Genomic DNA, 17261 nt, shown 5'->3' with positions numbered 1-17261 from the left:
CGGCCTGGGCCCCGGCCCCCCGACTGCCCCGCCGCCGGGCGCTCCGTCGCCGTCCGGCGGTCTGGGACCTGACCGCATCGCTGCCGGGCGCTCCGTCGCCGTTCGGCGGTCTGCGACCTGACCGCATCGCTGCCGGGCGCTCCGTCGCCGTCCGGCGGCCTGGGCCCCGCCTGCCCCGCCGCCGCGCGCCCCCTCGCCCTCCGGCGGCCCGGGACCCGACCGCACCGCCGCCGAGCCCCCCAAGCCACCGGCCCACCCAACGCCCCTCCCACCCGCATGACACGATCCCCCCGTGACCAGCACGCCCCGCACTGTCGACCTCGCCTTCCAGGCCGCCCTGCACACCGACTCCGATACGGCCCTGGACACCGGCGCGTCCCTCCTCGCCGCCGATCCGGGCGCGGACGCGGAACTGGAGCGCAGGGGACGGGAGTTCGTCGCGGCGGCTTGGCGGCGCGGCTGGCAGCCCGCCGACGTGGTCCGGATCGTCCGCCGGGACCTGGACGACGTACACGAGCGCCTGCTGGCCGCGCTCGTCCACGCGCAGGCGCCCGACGACATTCCGCGCGGTCCCCGCTGGCGCGCCCAGCTGGACGGGCTGGACGCCACACCCCCGCCCCCCGCGGACCGCTTCTCTCACGCCACCGCCGTCCTGGAGCTGTACCGCCTGCTCCTGCGGCTGCCGCGCCTCGAACCCCTGGACGAGCAGCAGCAGTCGCGCAGGCCCGAGTCCCGGATGCTGACCAGGATCCGCGCGCTGCTCGCCAAGGCCGAGGCCACCGGTTTCCCCGAGGAGGCGGAGGCGCTGACCGCCAAGGCGCAGGAGCTGATGGCCCGGCACAGCGTGGACGAGGCCCTGCTGTCGGCGCAGGCGCCCGACCCGGACGCCCCCGGCGCCTGCCGGATCGGTGTGGAGCCGCCGTACGAGCAGGCCAAGGCGGTGCTGCTGGACGCGGTGGCCGGGGCGAACCACTGCCGCGCGGTGTGGAACGAACCCCTCGGCTTCTCCACGGTGGTCGGTTTCGAGGCCGATCTGGAGGTGGTCGAGCTGCTCTACACCTCGCTGCTCGTCCAGGCCCAGACGGCGATGGCCAAGGCGGAGGCGGCCCAGCGCGCGGGCGGACGCAAGCGGACCAAGACCTTCCGGCAGTCCTTCCTTGCCGCCTACGCCCACCGCATCGGCACCCGCCTCACGCGGGCCGCCGAGACCCAGGTCAGCGACGACCTGCTGCCGGTCCTGGCCACCCGGGAAGTCGCGGTCACGACCCGGCTCGACCGGATGTTCCCCGAGACCACCACCACCCGGCTGCGCGGCGTCAGCGACGCGGCGGGCTGGACCGAGGGCGCCGAGGCGGCCGACCAGGCCCAGGTGAAGGCTCGGCGCCGCCTGGAGTAGGAACCCGTCAGTCCCCCTGCTGGAACCCGTCAGTCCCCCTGCTGGAACCCGCTCACCGAGGCGTCCGGCTGGTCCCCCTTGAGCGCGACATTGCCGTACGACCACGGGAAGCTCCGTGTCCCGTCATCGCCGGGCAGGGCGAACTCGGCCGTCTTCACGGCCAGGCCGTCCGTCCCGCCGCGCACATAGGTGACGGTGAACGCCGTCGTGCCGCCCTTGGCGAGCGTCCGCTTCGGCGCCGCCGGGGCGGGGGCGACGTCCGCCGACGTGCCGCCCGCCTTCAGGGTCACGGCGGGCACGCCGTCCAGGGTGCACGCGGCGCCCTTGTTGGTGAGCGTGAGGGTCACGTTGCCGGTGTCCCCGGCGGCCGGGGCGGGGTTGGCGGGGCCGACCCGCGTCTCCATGTCCCCGATCGCGCAGGCGGCCGTAGAACCCTCGCCCCTCTTCCCGTCCCCGCCACCGGCGTCGCCGCCTCCGTCGTCGCCGCAGGAGGTCAGCAGAAGGGCCGCTGCGAGGGCGGTGAGGGGGAGGAGGGCGGTGGTGCGCATGGGTGTCCTCAGGGGTGCGTGACGGATCGCGTGCATGGATCATCACGCATACGACTGTGCGTCAGCCGCCCAGCCCCGCCGTCGGCAGCCCCGTGGGCAGGGTGGCGCCATCCGCCTTGCGGTACGTCTCGGCGCCGAGGCCGCCGGCCCAGGTCACCTTCAGGGTGTCCTTGTCGACGGAGTCGACCGTCCCGCTCGACCGGTCCTCGGTGCCGTCGGAGCACTCCAGCTCGATCGTCTCGCCCGCCGTGCCGCTGCACACGGTCCCGCCGGTCACGAAGAGCCCCGCCTTGCTGCCGGTGACGATCAGCGCCACGGCCTTGCCGTCGGTCGTGGCGAGCCAACTGCCCTCCAGCTCGCCCGCGGGCGAGGCCGTACCGCCGCCGCCCCCGCCGGTGTCGGCGGTCTCGGTGGCGGACGGCGTGGGGCTCGCGCTGGGCGAGCCGTCGTCGGAGGATCCGTCGTCGCTGCACCCGCTCAGCACGAGAACACCGGCAAGACCGGCGGCCACGGCCGCGATCCGCATCCGCTTGCGCGGCACGCGCGCGTACGCCGTCCTGCGCGCCACGCGCGCGTACGTCGACGAAGTCACTGCAAGCCCCCAGGATGAGCCGGTTCGGACGGTACGGCCGCAAGCTACCAGGACGTAACCAGGACCAGAACGGCCACCGCCGAGACGGGCCCTACCAGGACGACTTGCGAACCCCGGGCAGATGTCCCGCGTGGGCCTGCTCCCGCAGCGACACCCGGGACAGCCCGAACGTCCGGAAGTACCCGCGCGGGCGCCCGTCGACCTGGTCCCGGTTGCGCACGCGTGTGGCGCTCGCGTCGCGCGGCTGGCGGCGCAACTCCTGCTGTGCGGCGAGCCGTTCGGCCTCCGGCGTCGACGGGCGCCGGATGATCTCCTTCAGCTCGGCCCGCCGCCGGGCGTACCGCGCGACGGTCTCCTGCCGCTGCTCGTTCTTCGCGATCTTGCTCTTCTTGGCCATCAGACTCGCCCCCCACGCGCGCGGATGCGTGCCACGGCCGCCTCGACGCCGATCGCGTCGACGGTCTTGATCCCCTTCGCGCTCAACTTCAGGCGCACGAAGCGGGCCTCGCTCGGCAGCCAGTACCGCTTGCTCTGGATGTTGGGGTCGAAGCGGCGGGAAGTGCGCCGGTGGGAGTGGGAGATGTGGTTGCCGAAGCCGGGCCGGGCCCCGGTCAGCATGCAGTGGGCGGACATGGGTGACGCACCTCTCCTGAAGCGTTGTCGTAAATGGAATTCATTTTCAGTAAGGTACCAGTCATGGCTCGCAACGAACTCCGCCCGGTCATCAAGCTCCGGTCCACGGCCGGGACCGGCTACACGTACGTCACCCGCAAGAACCGCCGCAACGACCCGGACCGCATGACCCTGCGCAAGTTCGACCCGGTCGCCGGCCGGCACGTCGACTTCCGAGAGGAGCGCTGAACCGCCATGCGCAAGGGAATCCATCCGCCGTACGGCCTCGTCGTCTTCCGTGACCGCGCCGCGAACCACGCCTTCCTCACCCGCTCGACGATGACCAGCGAGAAGACGATCGAGTGGGAGGACGGCCGGACCTACCCGGTCGTGGACGTCGAGATCTCCAACGTCAGCCACCCCTTCTACACCGGCACCGCGCGCGTGCTGGACACCGCCGGACGCGTGGAGCGCTTCGAGCGGCGGTACGGAAAGCAGGGCTGATGCTTCCCGTCGTGATCGTCGGCGGACTGCACGCCGACGCCCGCAGGGCCGCCGTGGACCGGCTGCTCGCCCAGGTCCCCGGCAGCGTCGTCCTCCACCACGACCTGGCCACGGCCCCCGCCGGCACGGTCGTCCGGACGATCCGCGACGCCACCGGCGTCCGTGACACCGGCCAGGCGCCCCTCGTCAACGACTGCGCGTGCTGCGCGCTGCGCGAGGACCTGGTGCCGGAGCTGCGACGGCTGGCCGATCAGGGCACTCCGCTCGCGATCGTCGAGCTGTGGGACTCCGTCGAGCCCAAGGCGATGGCGGAGGTGGTCGCCTCCGGCGGCCTCACCGTCACCGGCGTGGTCACCGCCGTGGACCCGGCGCTGCTGCTGCCGTACCTCGGCAACGGCGACGACCTGGCCGAGCGGGGCCTGGCAGCCGCCGCCACCGACCAGCGCACCGTCGCCGACACCTTCGCGCGCCAGCTGGAGTACGCCCCCGTCCTGGCCGTCCTCGACTCCCCGGAGGCGGACGACGAGGACCGTGAACTACTCACCCAACTGCACCCGACGGCCCACCACGTACGGATCGACCATGCCGCCCCACCGCTGAGCGCCGACGACCCACTGCTCGGTCCAGGCGCCGTCCGGACCGGTGACAGCGACCATCGGGCCGACGGCAACGACCATCCGGCCAGCCCCAGCGACCTTCGGGCCGGTGACGGCGCCGTTCGGACCGGTGACAGCGACCATCGGGCCGGTGGCAACGACCATCCGGCCAGTCCCAGCGACCTTCGGGCCGGTGACGGCGCCGTTCGGACCGGTGACGGCGACCTTCGGGCCGGTCCCGGCGGCGTTCGGGCCGGTGGTAGCGACCGTCCGGCCGGTGACAGCGGCCTTCGGGCCGGTGACGGCGCCGTTCGGATCGGTGGCGGCGAGCTTCGGGCCGGTGACGGCGACTCTCGGGCCGGTGGTAGCGACCGTCCGGCCGGTGACAGCGACCTTCGGGCCGGTCGCGGCGACCTTCGGGCCGGTGACGGCGACGTTCGGGCCGGTGACAGCGACCTTCAGGCCGGCGGCACCGACCATCCGGCCGGTCCCGGCGTTCCGATGGCGGGCCGTGGCGCCCCGCCTGCCGGTCCCGTCGGCCCGACAGCAGGTCACACCGCCTCGCCGCGAGGCGAAGGCGCCCTGGCCGCCGCCGTCCTCTCCGGCTTCGACGTGGAAGCGGCAGCCGCCGCCCAGCACCCCGCCTGCGCGCTGCTGCCCGTCGAGGCCGACGCGCACGGCGTCTCCACTCTCGTCTGGCACCGGCGCCGCCCCTTCCACCCGGAGCGGCTGTACGCGGCGCTGGAGGACCTGACCTGCGCCGCCGCCCGCAGCCGGGGCCGGTTCTGGCTGGCGGACAAGCCGGACACGCTCCTCCACTGGGACGCGGCCGGGGGCGCCCTGTGCGTGGAGAGCGCCGGCCCCTGGCTCGCCTCCCTCCCCGACGCCGCCTGGGAGCTGGTCCCGCCCGTGCGCCGCGCCGCCGCGGCCCTGGACTGGCACCCGGAGCACGGTGACCGCGGTCAGCGCCTCGTCTTCACCTCGCCCGGCCTGGACCGCGACGGCCTGGAACGGCTGCTGGAGTCCTGCCTGCTCACCGACGCCGAGTACGCCGCCGGGCGCGACGCCTGGAAGCGGCTGCCGCCCGCCTTCGACACCCTCCTGGAGGTCTGACCCCATGCCCCGCAAGACCGAACGCAAGCCCGCCAAGAACCGGCCCAACCCGCTGGACCAGGCCGGCGTCGAGTACATCGACTACAAGGACACCGACCTGCTCCGGAGGTTCATCTCCGATCGCGGCAAGATCCGCAGCCGCCGCGTGACCCGGATCTCCGCACAGCAGCAGCGACAGCTCGCCAAGGCCGTAAAGAACGCGCGCGAGATGGCCCTCCTGCCCTACGCGAGCCGCTGACCCGCCGACCGACACCCACCCCGACCGCCGACCCGCACTCCACCCCCGACTAACGGCCGACCCCCCACCTCCGACGGCCGACCGAGCCCCACGCCCGACCGACGGCCGACACCCCACCCCCGACCAGGCGCCCCCTGCGCTCACCGACGTACGGCACCTCCCGAATCCGTACGAGCGCCTGTGGCCCACGCGTCCGAACCCACTCGGCGGACTGCCCGGTCGTATCCCCGTCGAAGACCCGACAGGGCAACCGCACCCGATGACGACCTCACCGTCATCGGGTGCGGTCGTTTCGCCGGGCAGGTGCCGGGCGCACAACCCTCCGGCACCAGGTAGCCGCCCGACCTCGGCGAGACGGATGCCGGGCGTCCACTGGGAGGACGGCGATCCGGTCAAGACTGTGGGCCGAGACGTTCACAGATGTTGGAACACGAACGGCTCTGTGTGCGTCTGTTCCTCATACACGAGCGATTCGATCCGGACGAACCGGCTCGGCAGGCAGCGCGGAAGGTCATGGACGGGGGATGGCGGGGAAGGCTTCGCCGAAGCGCACGTCACAGCTGTAACCGCAGGAACACCCCACGTGCACGTGCATCTGCCCGTGCATCCTCCCATGCATCTGCACATGAACAGGGTTATGATCCGGGTCAGTTGACCAATGCATCAATGGCCTCACCAGCCAGTGCACCACCGGGGAGCGACCTGTGGACCACGACGTGTACGACGTTGAAGACGCGTCCGGCGTGTACAACGGCATGGCCGCGACCCAGCTCAGCGGTGTCGCCTGGCAGAAGAGCCGGCACAGCAACTCGCAGGGCTCCTGCGTGGAGTTCGCCCGGTTGCCCGGCGGTGATGTAGCCGTGCGCAACTCGCGCTTCCCGGACGGACCGGCGCTCGTCTACACCCGCGCCGAGATCGAGGCGATGCTCCTGGGCATCAAGGACGGCGAGTTCGACCACTTGATAGCGGGCTGACGCCCGGCCGGGCAACTCGCGGAACATTCCGGGCAATCGGCGTCAGTACGCGCCGTGACGGAGTGGTTACGCGCGTAGAACCGTGACGCCGTGAAGCGCCGCGGTTCCTCACTCGGCAGGGCTCGGCCGCGGCCCCTGCGGCAGTCGGAACAGCGCCCAGACCACCTTGCCGTTGAGCGTGCCGGCCAGCGGGTGCCAGCCCCAGCCGTCCGCGAAGGAGTCCACCAGGAACAGCCCGCGCCCGGACTCCGCCGAGAAGTCGTCCGAGTCGCGCGCGACCGGGCTGTCGTGGCTGGGGTCGCGCACCGCGCACACCAGCCGCTCGGTCCACCGCATCAGATGCAGCCGTACCGGAGGCGTCTGCTCGCACCCGCGCGGGTGGGTCGACGGATCGAAAGGCGTGGCCCGCAGGGCCTCGTTGGAAGGGTGGCGGTGGGGAAGCGGCAGGCCGTGACGCAGCGCGTTGGTGACGAGTTCGGACACGACCAGGCAGACGTCGTCGAATCGTTCGCCTATGTCCCACTGGTCCAGTGTTCTGCGGGTGAACTGCCGTGCCTCGCGGACCGCTTCGTAGCGGGCGGGCAGTGCGCAGGAGGCGGCGTTGGACACGGCCGCGGGATCCAGCGGCGGAAGGCCCTGCCGTAACGGCTCGAGCATGGTCGATCCATTCGTCCCCATGCGAGGCACTCCCGGGAATTCGCGGTCGTTGCGATGCAGCGGTTGCGCGGGACCATGGTTTCGGATGCGTACAGCAGATGCAAGGGCAGATGCACGTGCACGTGACCGAATTGGACCCTCCCGTACCGCTTGTTGGCCATTTTTTCCGCCATCTTCTCGCTCCCCGCTTGCCTTCCGCTTCCCCCTTCCTGAAGGAAATCTTTGGCTTCTTTCCGTCTCTGTAATCAGGCGAGTACAGCTCGGAGTGTTTTAGTGGCAGACTTCGGGCCCTGAAGAGGTTGGGGAGGCTGGCGAACGTGAGCGCGGGAGAGCCCGGATCGGTGGTGCGGCGCATGCTGCTCGGCTCGCAACTCAGGCGACTGCGTGAGGCACGCGGGATCACGCGTGAGGCCGCGGGGTATTCGATCCGCGCGTCCGAGTCGAAGATCAGCCGGATGGAGTTGGGCCGGGTGAGCTTCAAGACCAGGGACGTCGAAGACCTGTTGACGCTGTACGGCATCACGGACGAGGTCGAGCGCACCTCGCTGCTCTCCCTCGCCAAGGAGGCCAACGTCGCGGGCTGGTGGCACAGTTACTCCGACGTGCTGCCCAGCTGGTTCCCCACCTACGTCGGCCTGGAGGGCGCCGCCGCGCTGATCCGGGCGTACGAGGTGCAGTTCGTGCACGGCCTGCTGCAGACCGAGGCCTACGCCCGCGCGGTCGTCCGGCGCGGGATGAAGGGCGCGAGCGAGGCCGACGTGGAACGGCGGGTGGCGCTTCGCCTGGAGCGGCAGAAGTACCTCGTCGACGAGAACGCCCCGGAGTTCCACATCGTCCTCGACGAGGCCGCCCTGCGCCGCCCCTACGGCGACCGGGAGGTGATGCGCGGGCAGCTCCAGCACCTCATCGAGATCTCCGAACGCCCCAACGTGCGCCTGCAGATCATGCCGTTCAGCTTCGGCGGCCACTCCGGCGAGTCCGGCGCCTTCACGATCCTCAGCTTCCCGGAGTCCGACCTGTCGGACGTCGTCTATCTGGAGCAGCTCACCAGCGCGCTGTATCTGGACAAGCACGAGGACGTCGCCCAGTACGAGAAGGCGCTGAAGGAACTCCAGCACGACAGCCCGGGCCCGCACGAGAGCCGGGACCTTCTCCGGGGTCTCCTCCAACTGTCTTGAAACACAAGTACGATGACGCGTGATCAGACCGTGGGGATGATCTGACCGTGGAGCTGATCAGAAGCTGATCAGGTGTCCGCAGGGATGCCCGTTAGGGGATTGAGGGATCACATGTCGTCCTACTTCACCGACCTGGCCCAGCAGTACATCGACGGTGAGTGGCGCCCGGGCACCGGCTCCTGGGACATCATCGACTTCAACCCGTACGACGGTGAGAAGCTCGCCTCGATCACCATAGCCACGGTCGACGAGGTGGATCAGGCCTACCAGGCCGCCGCCCGCGCCCAGAAGGAGTGGGCCGCGACCAACGCGTACGCGCGCCGCGCCGTCTTCGAGAAGGCCCTCAGGATCATCGAGGACCGGGAGGCGGAGATCAGCGAGATGATCATCGCCGAGCTCGGCGGTACGCGGCTGAAGGCGGCCTTCGAGCTCCACCTCGCCAAGGAGTTCCTGCGCGAGGCGGTCCATCTGGCGCTGCGCCCCGAGGGCCGGATCATCCCCTCGCCGGTGGACGGCAAGGAGAACCGCGTCTACCGCGTCCCGGTCGGGGTCGTCGGTGTGATCAGCCCGTTCAACTTCCCCTTCCTGCTGTCCCTGAAGTCGGTCGCCCCGGCCCTCGCGCTCGGCAACGGCGTCGTCCTCAAGCCGCACCAGAACACCCCGATCGTCGGCGGCACCCTGGTCGCGAAGCTCTTCGAGGACGCGGGCCTGCCGGGCGGACTGCTCAACGTCGTGGTGACCGACATAGCCGAGATCGGCGACGCCTTCATCGAGCACCCGATCCCGAAGGTCATCTCCTTCACCGGCTCCGACAAGGTCGGCCGCCATGTCGCGACGGTCTGCGCCTCGAACTTCAAGCGCTCGGTCCTCGAACTCGGCGGCAACAGCGCGCTGGTGGTCCTCGACGACGCCGACCTCGACTACGCCGTCGACGCCGCGGTCTTCAGCCGTTACGTCCACCAGGGCCAGGTCTGCATGGCCGCCAACCGCGTCCTGGTCGACCGTACGATCGCCGACGAGTTCACGGAGAAGTTCGTCGCCAAGGTGAGGACGCTCAAGGCCGGCGACCCGCGCGACCCGGAGACCGTCATCGGTCCGGTCATCAACTCCTCGCAGGCGGACGCCGTTTCGGGCGTCGTCGAGCAGGCCGTGGCCGAGGGGGCGACCGCCCTGGTGCGGGGTGCGACCACCGACAACCTCGTCGAGCCGTCCGTCCTGACCGGCCTTCCGGCCGACTCCGCCCTGCTCCGGCAGGAGGTCTTCGGACCGGTCGTCTTCCTCGTCCCGTTCGACGGCGAGGAGGAGGCCGTGCGCCTCGTCAACGACACCCCCTACGGCCTCAGCGGCGCCGTCCACACCGGGGACATCGAGCGGGGCGTCTCCTTCGCCAAGCGGATCGACACGGGCATGTTCCACGTGAACGACGGCACTGTCCACGACGAGCCGATCGTCCCCTTCGGCGGCGAGAAGCACTCCGGGCTCGGCCGTCTGAACGGCGAGACGATGCTGGACGCGTTCACCACGCTGAAGTGGATCTCGGTGCAGCACGGGCGGAGCGGCTTCCCCTTCTAGGGCCGCTGTTCTTCCCCCAGGCAGGTATTTCTCTCCGCGCGGGCCATTGAGGCCAGAAACTGACCTCAATGGCCCGTAGCTTCGTGGGTGTCAGGCAAGGAGCCCCACCGACGAAAGGCGGCCGGCCATGGTCACTCACGTTCCCGCGGAAGCACCCGGCGACGAGCGCGGAGCGCTGCTCGACTTCATCGCGGAGCAGCGCGGCGGCATCCGCCGGTCGGTGCTGGGCCTGACCGACGAGCAGGCGTCCTCGCACCCCAGCGCCAGCGAACTGTCCCTGGCCGGACTGCTCAAGCACGTCGCCGAGGTCGAACAGGGCTGGATCGCCCGCGCCAAGGGCGAGCCGCCGGCCGTCCACCGGGACGAGACGAACTGGCACGAGTGCTTCCAGCTGGTCGGTGACGAGACCGTGGAACAGCAACTCGCGTACTACGAGAAAGTGGCCGCCGAGACGGAGGCGTTCATCCGGTCGGTCCCGAGCCTGGACGACACCTTCCTGCTGCCGGCCGCGTCCTGGAACCCCAAGGACGAGTGGCTCTCGATGCGCTGGCTCTGCCTGCACCTGATCCGCGAGACCGCCCGGCACGCCGGGCACGCGGACATCATCCGGGAGTCGCTGGACGGGAAGACGGCCTTCGAGCTGGTGGCCCTCGCCCAGGGCTGAGCGCGGGGAGTGGGCCGAGGGCGCAGGTCATGTCCTGAGCCCTAGGCCGAGGGCATAGGTCGTGTCCTGAGCGCAAGCCCAAGGCCATAACCTGGACCGCATGTCAGCGATCCGTCTCCTGGTGCTCGGCGCGGTCCGCCAGCACGGGCGGGCCCACGGCTACCAGGTGCGCAACGACCTGGAGTACTGGGGCGCGCACGAGTGGTCCAACGCCAAGCCCGGCTCGATCTACCACGCCCTGAAACAGATGGCGAAGCAGGGGCTGCTGCACGCGCACGAGATCGCGCCGTCCACGGCCGGGGGCCCGCCCCGCACCGAGTACGAGATCACGGAGCAGGGCACCGAGGAGTACCTCCGGCTGGTCCGGGAGGCGCTGGTCTCCTACGACCAGAAGATGGACGTCAAGTCGGCGGCCATCGGCTTCATGGTGGACCTCCCGCGCGCGGAGACGGTGTCCCTGCTCAAGGAACGGATCCGGCGCAGCGAGGAGTGGCGCTCGGCGGTCACCGAGCACTACGTCCCCGAGGAAGGCCCCGGCCAGCTGGGCCACATCGGCGAGATCATGAACCTCTGGGTCCACACGGCCGACGCCGAGGCCGAGTGGACCCAGGGGCTGATCGAGCGGATCGAGGGCGGCGCCTACACCTTCGCGGGGGAGGGCGAGCCGTTCGTCGCCATCCTCGCGGAGGGCGAGGAGAACCCGTACGCGACGGGGGAGCGGCATTCGGAGGATGTCGACTAATCAAGTTTGACGAACGACGTCGCGGGTATTACCCTCAAGCTTGTAGTCAACTTTGACTAGCGAGGGAGTGTTCGTGTCCGACCCGGCGATTTACGTCGAAGGCGCACACAAGAAGTACGGCGAGAAGAAGGCCCTGGACGGTCTCGACCTGCGGGTCACCCGCGGGACGGTCCACGGCGTGCTGGGCCCGAACGGCGCCGGCAAGACGACCTTGGTCCGCGTCCTGTCCACCCTGCTGCGGCCCGACGGCGGCCGTGTCGAGGTGGCCGGGCACGACGTCGTACGGCAGGCCCGCGAGGTCCGCCACCGCATCGGCCTGCTCGGCCAGCACGCGGCCCTCGACGAGGAACTCGGCGGCCGCCAGAACCTGGAGATGTTCGGCCGCCTGTACCACCTGGGCGCCCGGCACGCGCGCGTGCGGGCCGACGAGCTCCTGGAGCGCTTCGACCTGACCGAAACCGGCCGCAAGGCGGTACGGCAGTACAGCGGCGGTATGCGGCGCCGCCTGGACCTCGCCGCGTCCTTGATCACCGATCCGGAGGTGCTGTTCCTGGACGAACCCACGACCGGCCTCGACCCCCGCGGCCGCGCGGAGGTGTGGGCCGCGGTCCGCTCCCTGGTGGGCGGCGGCACGACGGTCCTGCTCACCACGCAGTACCTGGAGGAGGCCGACCAGCTCGCCGACCGCATCTCGGTCGTCGACGCGGGACGGGTCGTCGCCGACGGTACGGCCGACGAGCTGAAGGCGGCCATCGGCGGCGACCGTATCGACGTCGTCCTGCGCGACGCGGGGCAACTGGGCGCCGCCGTGGCCCTGTTGCCGTTCGACCCGGCGGGCGTCCGGGTCGACGCCGACCGGCGGCTGCTGAGCGCCGCCGTCACCGACCGGATGGCGGCGCTCTCCGGGGTCGTACGTGCCCTGGAGGAGGCCGGCATCGAGGCGGCGGACGTCGCCCTGCGCCGGCCGACCCTGGACGAGGTGTTCCTGCATCTGACGGCGGACCGCGCGGATCGTGCGGACCGGGCCAAGGAGGCCGTATGACCACGTACGCACTGACCGACTCCTGGACCATGACCCGCCGCGAACTCGCCCACTGGGCGCGGCAGCCGGTCCAGATGGTCGTCGGGCTCGTCTTCCCCGTGATGCTGCTGGTGATGTTCGGCTACCTCGTCGGCGGCGGCCGGGGAGTGCGGGGCGACTACATCGACTATCTGGTGCCCGGCATGCTCGCGCTCACCATGGCCTTCGGTCTGGAGGCCACGATGATCGCCGTCACCCAGGACCTCAACAAGGGCGTCATCGACCGGTTCCGCTCGATGCCGATGGCCAACGGGGCCGTGCTGGTGGGCCGTTCGGTCGCCGACATGCTCCAGTCGGCGCTCGGCCTGGCGGTGCTGATCGGTGTCGGCCACGCGCTCGGCTGGCGGGCGAACGGCTCGTTGGGCGGTTTCCTGGGCGCGGTGGGGCTGCTGCTGCTGTTCCGGTTCGCGATGCTGTGGATCGGCATCCACCTGGCGATGGTGGCGGGGAAGCCGGAGATGGTGCAGGCCGTGCAGATCCTGGTCTGGCCGGTCGGTTTCCTCTCCAACGCCTTCGCCACCCCCGAGTCCATGCCGGGCTGGCTGGGCACGGTGGTCGAGTGGAACCCGATGTCCCAGACCGCCACCGCCGTCCGGGACCTCTTCGGCAGCCCGGGCGGCGAACCGGGCCACATCTGGGCGGCGGTCGTCTGGCCGCTGGTCCTGCTGGCGGTGTTCTTTCCGCTGGCGGTGCGGAGGTTCGGGCGGTTGAGCAAGTAGTCCGGCAGAAAGTCCGGACGGGAGTGGAACCCGGGCCCGGTCCGCGGTGTACCAGAAGTAGCAATCCGCTGCTGACCACCGCAGACCGGGGGGATCCATGAGATTTCATACGTCGAGGGCGATGCTGTCGCTCGGGGCCGCGGCCGCGGTTCTGCTCCTGCTGCTCTCGCTGGCCGCGTGCGACGCAGCGGGGTCGGATTCCCGTTCCGGGCGCGGGGAAAGCTCGGCCGCTCCCCCTCCGCGCATACCCTCCGCTCCGGGCCTGCCCGGCTGGTCCCACAGTCTCGGCTTCGCTGCCGACGGCTCGGGCTTCGCCCTGCTCGCGGAGTGCGCGGAACCCCGGTGCGAACAGCACGTGGCCGTCCTCGACAAGGGCGCCCGGCGCTGGGGCCTGGCCACGTCGCCGCTGCCGGACGTCACCGGAGACCTGGGCATCACCGCGGGCCTCACGGCGCTGGGGCCGGGCCGCGCCGTGATCATCGACCAGAGCGAGAACTGGTCGGAGCCGGCCCCGACCTGGTTCACCCGGGACGGCGGCCTCACCTGGACCCGCGGTTCGACCAGGCCGAGGGGCAGCACCGCGACCGTCCCCGAGGGCGCTCTCCTGGCCGAGGAGTGCCTGGAGCCGGAGCCGGACCTCAGCTTCTGCGCCCGCAACCGCCTGCTGGTGGTCATGCCCGACACCGGCGAACACCGCGTCCTGAAGCGGCAACCGCCGTTGAAGGGCATCCTCGCACCGGCCGGTGACGTGGCCCGCGACGCGCTCTTCGTCTCCGGCCTCGACGACGCCGGCCGACCGGCGCTGGCGAAGAGCGACGACCGCGGGCGCACCTGGGCGGTGACGCGCATCGCCCGTCCCGGCAGAGGGAGTTGGGGCTTGCGCGTCGTCCCCGCCGCCGAGCGGCTCTTCGCCGTCCAGCCGGGCCAGCTCCCGGAGGAGGAGCAGGTGAAGAACGGCCTGCGCGCGATCCACACCAGTACCGACGGCGGCAGCACCTGGAGGCGAGTCTGGACCTACCGCGAGGGCGTCGAACCCCTGTCGATCCTCGGCGACCTCGTCGCGGCCGGCGACGGAAGCGTCACGGTGTACGGCGAGACCGGCGTCTGGCGCAGCATCGACGGCGCCCGCACCTTCAGCCCGCGCGGCAGCGGCCGGGCCCCGTCCGGCTCGGTGACCCGCACCCCGCTCGGCTGGCTGTGGAGTGACAGCTACGGCAACGGCGAATACCGCATATCGGCGGACGGGGTGCGCTGGCACCGCTTCGCTCTGGGGGAGGCGGCCCGGTGAGAGCCGCCGGCAGAGCGTGCCCTAGTGATGGAACGCGGTCGCCTGCCCCACGTCCCGCCCCAGCGGATGCGACTGCCGTCGCAGTTCCGGCAGCAGTCGTTCCAGGTCCTCGATCAGCAGGGCCGCGAGGTCGGTGGAGAAGCCGTTGCGGCACACCACCCGCAGCACGGACAGGTCCTCGCGGTTCGGCGGGAAGGTGTACGCGGGCACCAGCCAGCCGTGCTCGCGCAGCCGGCGGGAGACGTCGAAGACGTCGTACGCCTTCACCTCGGGTGCCGTGGTGAAGGCGAAGACGGGCAACTGGTCGCCCCGGGTGAGCAGTTCGAAGTCACCGAGGGACTCGACGCGCTCGGCGAGGTGGTTGGCGACGTCGCGGGAGGCCTGCTGGACGGCCCGGTAGCCTTCGCGGCCGAGCCGCAGGAAGGTGTAGTACTGCGCGACGACCTGGGCGCCCGGGCGGGAGAAGTTGAGCGCGAAGGTCGGCATGTCGCCGCCCAGGTAGTTCACCCGGAAGACGAGTTCCTCGGGCAGGGCCGCCCTGTCGCGCCACAGGGCCCAGCCGACGCCGGGGTAGACCAGCCCGTACTTGTGCCCGGAGGTGTTGATGGACGCCACCCGGGGGAGGCGGAAGTCCCAGACCAGGTCCTCGTCCAGGAAGGGGGCGACCATCGCGCCGGAGGCGCCGTCCACGTGCACCGGGATGTCGAGCCCGGTGCGTTCCTGGAGGGAGTCCAGGGCGGCGCACAGGTCGGCGATCGGCTCGTAGGAGCCGTCGAAGGTGGAGCCGAGGACGCCCACGACCCCGATGGTGTTCTCGTCGCACAGCTCGACCGCGGCCTGCGGATCGAGGTGGAAACGCCCGCCCTCCATGGGCACTTGGCGCGCCTCGACCTCCCAGAAGTTGCAGAACTTGTCCCAGCAGACCTGGACGTTCACGCCCATGACGAGATTGGGGCGGCCGCCGGTGTTCCGCTTGCTCCAGCGGCGCTTGAGCGCCATCCCCGCGAGCATGCACGCCTCGCTCGAACCGGTCGTCGAGCAGCCCACGGCCGCCGACGGGTCGGGTGCGTGCCAGAGGTCGGCGAGCATCGCCACGCAGCGCCGCTCCAGCTCGGCGGTGCGCGGGTACTCGTCCTTGTCGATCATGTTCTTGTCCCGGCACTCCGCCATCAGCACCCCCGCCTGCGGCTCCATCCAGGTGGTGACGAAGGTGGCCAGGTTCAGCCGGGAGTTGCCGTCCAGCATCAGCTCGTCGTGGACGAGCTGATAGGCCGTCATCGGCGGCAGCGGGCCGTCCGGGAGGCGGTGCTGGGGTGGTGCCTCGGTCATTTCGACGACCGGGTTGGCCTGGCCGTAGAAGGGGTTGACGGCCAGGGGGCGGTCATCGGGCCGGCTGGGGCCCTTGTGCAGCGCCATTGAGTCTCCTTGAGCGACGGGGGGAGTTCAGCGGACCGGGGTGCCGTCCTCGCGCAGCTGCAACTGAGGGCGGCCGGTCACCAGCAGCCAGGCGGGCAGCGAGGCCACGCACAGCACGGCGAGGAGAGAGGGGGAGGCGACCAGGACGGCGGCGACGAACAGGCTGATCCAGCCCTGCCGGGTGATGGCGAGCAGCACACCGAGCACGGCCGTCGCGACGCCCAGCGACGGATGCACCTCCGGCACCAGCGCATGGGCGCACAGGCCGAGGGCGACACCGACGAAGACGGCCGGGAAGATCCGCCCACCCCGGAAGCCGCAGCAGGTCGCGACGACCATGGCGGCCAGCTTCACCACCGCCATGGTGGCGAACTCGCCGGACGACCAGCCGTCGGGATCGGCGGCCAGCTCCCCGACCTCGTCCAGCCCTTTGAAGAGCGTCAGATGCCCGCCCAGCGCCGCCAGCAGCCCCAGGACCACCCCGCCCACCGGAAGCATCAGCATCGGGTGCCGCAGCCGGGAGAAGGCGGCATGGACGTACGGGAAGGCGTACACCGCCGTCAGGCCGAGCAGCGCGCCCGCCGAGGCGACGACCAGTGCCGCCAGGAGGTCAGCCCAGCCGGGGTGTCCGAAGGCGGGCAGGTCCAGGTCGAAGGCCGGACGGGCGATCAGTGAGGCGGTGATGGCCCCGGCCGTGGCCGCCATCAGCGGGGCGAAGACGTTGTCCCACAGGGCTCCCTGCGCCTTGCGCCCGGCCAGCGCCTCCGAGATCACCAGGGCGGCTCCCACCGGCGTGCCGAACAGCGCGCCGATCGTGGCCGCCTCCGCGAGCACCGGCCACAGCGCACCCGGCGCCCGGGGCAGGAACCGGCAGCCGAGCCAGAAGGTGAGTCCGACATTGACGGCGATGATCGGGTTCTCCGGGCCCAGGCTCGGGCCGCCCGCGAGCATCAGCGCGGTCGCCAGCAGCAGGCCCGGCAGCGCGACGGGCGGCAGGACGGGAGCGTCCAGACCGGTGGAGGCCGGATCGGGCCCGGCGTGCCCGGGCGCCTTCCACACCACCAGACCGACGGCCACGCCGGTCGCGGTCAGCATGATCATCATCCACAGCACGGAATAGCGGCCCACGCCCAGCGCGTCGGGCAGGTCCTTCCACAGCACGCCTTGAAGGGCCTCGGCCGCCTCGCTCACCCCGAGGAGCAGCAGGCTCGCACCCACGCCCACCAACAGGGCGGGGAGGATCAACGGGAGCAGGGCGCGTGCCGGGGTCGCCGGGGGAGCGGGCGCCTGCGGCGCGGAGTCCTGAGCCACGAGGGACACAATAAGCGGACGATTGCGGCAAATCGGTCACATGAAATGGGCTTGCACCTC

Annotated in this window: 20 protein-coding genes; 13 read left to right on the top strand and 7 right to left on the bottom strand. The window is 71.2% G+C overall.

What is annotated here, in order from left to right; translation table 11 throughout:
• The first annotated feature begins 292 nt into the window (after nucleotides 1-292).
• Complete coding sequence (locus tag AC068Z_RS09405; protein ID WP_478553930.1) at nucleotides 293-1396, top strand: DUF2786 domain-containing protein; 1104 nt, start codon at nucleotides 293-295, stop codon at nucleotides 1394-1396.
• Between the two features lie 29 nt (nucleotides 1397-1425).
• Here AC068Z_RS09405 and AC068Z_RS09400 read toward each other — a convergent pair whose 3' ends face one another.
• From AC068Z_RS09400 to rpmB, 4 genes are all read right to left on the bottom strand, one after another.
• Nucleotides 1426-1944, bottom strand: coding sequence for a DUF4232 domain-containing protein (locus AC068Z_RS09400; protein WP_478553928.1), 519 nt, complete (start codon nucleotides 1942-1944; stop codon nucleotides 1426-1428).
• A gap of 61 nt (nucleotides 1945-2005) precedes the next feature.
• Complete coding sequence (locus AC068Z_RS09395; protein WP_478554532.1) at nucleotides 2006-2470, bottom strand: hypothetical protein; 465 nt, start codon at nucleotides 2468-2470, stop codon at nucleotides 2006-2008.
• Nucleotides 2471-2627: 157 nt separating this feature from the next.
• Entirely contained in the window at nucleotides 2628-2933 is a 306-nt protein-coding gene (gene rpsN, locus AC068Z_RS09390) for a 30S ribosomal protein S14 (RefSeq protein WP_478553926.1), read from the bottom strand.
• The gene (gene rpmB / locus AC068Z_RS09385) at nucleotides 2933-3169 is read right to left on the bottom strand and encodes a 50S ribosomal protein L28 (protein ID WP_451722840.1); all 237 of its coding nucleotides are present in this window, start codon (nucleotides 3167-3169) and stop codon (nucleotides 2933-2935) included. The genes rpsN and rpmB overlap by 1 nt, the downstream gene beginning before the upstream one ends.
• 63 nt (nucleotides 3170-3232) lie before the next feature.
• On the opposite strand from rpmB, the gene rpmG reads away from it, so the two are divergent.
• From rpmG to AC068Z_RS09360, 5 genes are all read left to right on the top strand, one after another.
• Complete coding sequence (gene rpmG / locus AC068Z_RS09380) at nucleotides 3233-3397, top strand: 50S ribosomal protein L33 (protein ID WP_184594658.1); 165 nt, start codon at nucleotides 3233-3235, stop codon at nucleotides 3395-3397.
• Between the two features lie 6 nt (nucleotides 3398-3403).
• Nucleotides 3404-3652: a type B 50S ribosomal protein L31 gene (locus AC068Z_RS09375; RefSeq protein WP_451722841.1), complete on the top strand. Its 249-nt coding sequence runs from the start codon at nucleotides 3404-3406 to the stop codon at nucleotides 3650-3652.
• Nucleotides 3652-5361: a CobW family GTP-binding protein gene (locus tag AC068Z_RS09370; protein ID WP_478553924.1), complete on the top strand. Its 1710-nt coding sequence runs from the start codon at nucleotides 3652-3654 to the stop codon at nucleotides 5359-5361. Before AC068Z_RS09375 ends, AC068Z_RS09370 begins: the two co-directional genes overlap by 1 nt.
• A 4-nt stretch (nucleotides 5362-5365) precedes the next feature.
• Nucleotides 5366-5599, top strand: coding sequence for a 30S ribosomal protein S18 (gene rpsR, locus AC068Z_RS09365; RefSeq protein WP_478553922.1), 234 nt, complete (start codon nucleotides 5366-5368; stop codon nucleotides 5597-5599).
• 704 nt (nucleotides 5600-6303) lie between these two features.
• Nucleotides 6304-6573, top strand: coding sequence for a DUF397 domain-containing protein (locus AC068Z_RS09360; RefSeq protein WP_478553920.1), 270 nt, complete (start codon nucleotides 6304-6306; stop codon nucleotides 6571-6573).
• A gap of 108 nt (nucleotides 6574-6681) precedes the next feature.
• Here AC068Z_RS09360 and AC068Z_RS09355 read toward each other — a convergent pair whose 3' ends face one another.
• Complete coding sequence (locus tag AC068Z_RS09355; RefSeq protein WP_478553918.1) at nucleotides 6682-7230, bottom strand: ATP-binding protein; 549 nt, start codon at nucleotides 7228-7230, stop codon at nucleotides 6682-6684.
• Between the two features lie 353 nt (nucleotides 7231-7583).
• On the opposite strand from AC068Z_RS09355, the gene AC068Z_RS09350 reads away from it, so the two are divergent.
• From AC068Z_RS09350 to AC068Z_RS09320, 7 genes are all read left to right on the top strand, one after another.
• The gene (locus AC068Z_RS09350; RefSeq protein WP_451722962.1) at nucleotides 7584-8408 is read left to right on the top strand and encodes a helix-turn-helix domain-containing protein; all 825 of its coding nucleotides are present in this window, start codon (nucleotides 7584-7586) and stop codon (nucleotides 8406-8408) included.
• A gap of 111 nt (nucleotides 8409-8519) precedes the next feature.
• Entirely contained in the window at nucleotides 8520-9980 is a 1461-nt protein-coding gene (locus AC068Z_RS09345) for an aldehyde dehydrogenase family protein (protein WP_478553916.1), read from the top strand.
• Nucleotides 9981-10107: 127 nt separating this feature from the next.
• Nucleotides 10108-10644: a DinB family protein gene (locus AC068Z_RS09340; RefSeq protein WP_478553914.1), complete on the top strand. Its 537-nt coding sequence runs from the start codon at nucleotides 10108-10110 to the stop codon at nucleotides 10642-10644.
• Nucleotides 10645-10744: 100 nt separating this feature from the next.
• Nucleotides 10745-11386, top strand: coding sequence for a PadR family transcriptional regulator (locus AC068Z_RS09335; RefSeq protein ID WP_478553912.1), 642 nt, complete (start codon nucleotides 10745-10747; stop codon nucleotides 11384-11386).
• 67 nt (nucleotides 11387-11453) lie between these two features.
• Nucleotides 11454-12428: an ATP-binding cassette domain-containing protein gene (locus AC068Z_RS09330; RefSeq protein ID WP_478554531.1), complete on the top strand. Its 975-nt coding sequence runs from the start codon at nucleotides 11454-11456 to the stop codon at nucleotides 12426-12428.
• Nucleotides 12425-13186, top strand: coding sequence for an ABC transporter permease (locus AC068Z_RS09325; RefSeq protein WP_478553910.1), 762 nt, complete (start codon nucleotides 12425-12427; stop codon nucleotides 13184-13186). The genes AC068Z_RS09330 and AC068Z_RS09325 overlap by 4 nt, the downstream gene beginning before the upstream one ends.
• 97 nt (nucleotides 13187-13283) lie before the next feature.
• On the top strand, nucleotides 13284-14474 hold the full coding sequence (locus tag AC068Z_RS09320; RefSeq protein WP_478553908.1) for a beta propeller repeat protein: 1191 nt from the start codon (nucleotides 13284-13286) through the stop codon (nucleotides 14472-14474).
• A 21-nt stretch (nucleotides 14475-14495) separates the two neighbouring features.
• Here AC068Z_RS09320 and gad read toward each other — a convergent pair whose 3' ends face one another.
• Complete coding sequence (gene gad / locus AC068Z_RS09315) at nucleotides 14496-15890, bottom strand: glutamate decarboxylase (RefSeq protein WP_478553906.1); 1395 nt, start codon at nucleotides 15888-15890, stop codon at nucleotides 14496-14498.
• A 27-nt stretch (nucleotides 15891-15917) separates the two neighbouring features.
• Nucleotides 15918-17201: an ion channel protein gene (locus tag AC068Z_RS09310; RefSeq protein ID WP_478553904.1), complete on the bottom strand. Its 1284-nt coding sequence runs from the start codon at nucleotides 17199-17201 to the stop codon at nucleotides 15918-15920.
• Nucleotides 17202-17261: the final 60 nt, after the last annotated feature.

It is taken from the genome of Streptomyces sp. NPDC043726, from assembly GCF_056436565.1.
Note: the sequence above shows the minus strand (reverse complement) of the source record. Positions and strands in the feature narration are given on the sequence as shown.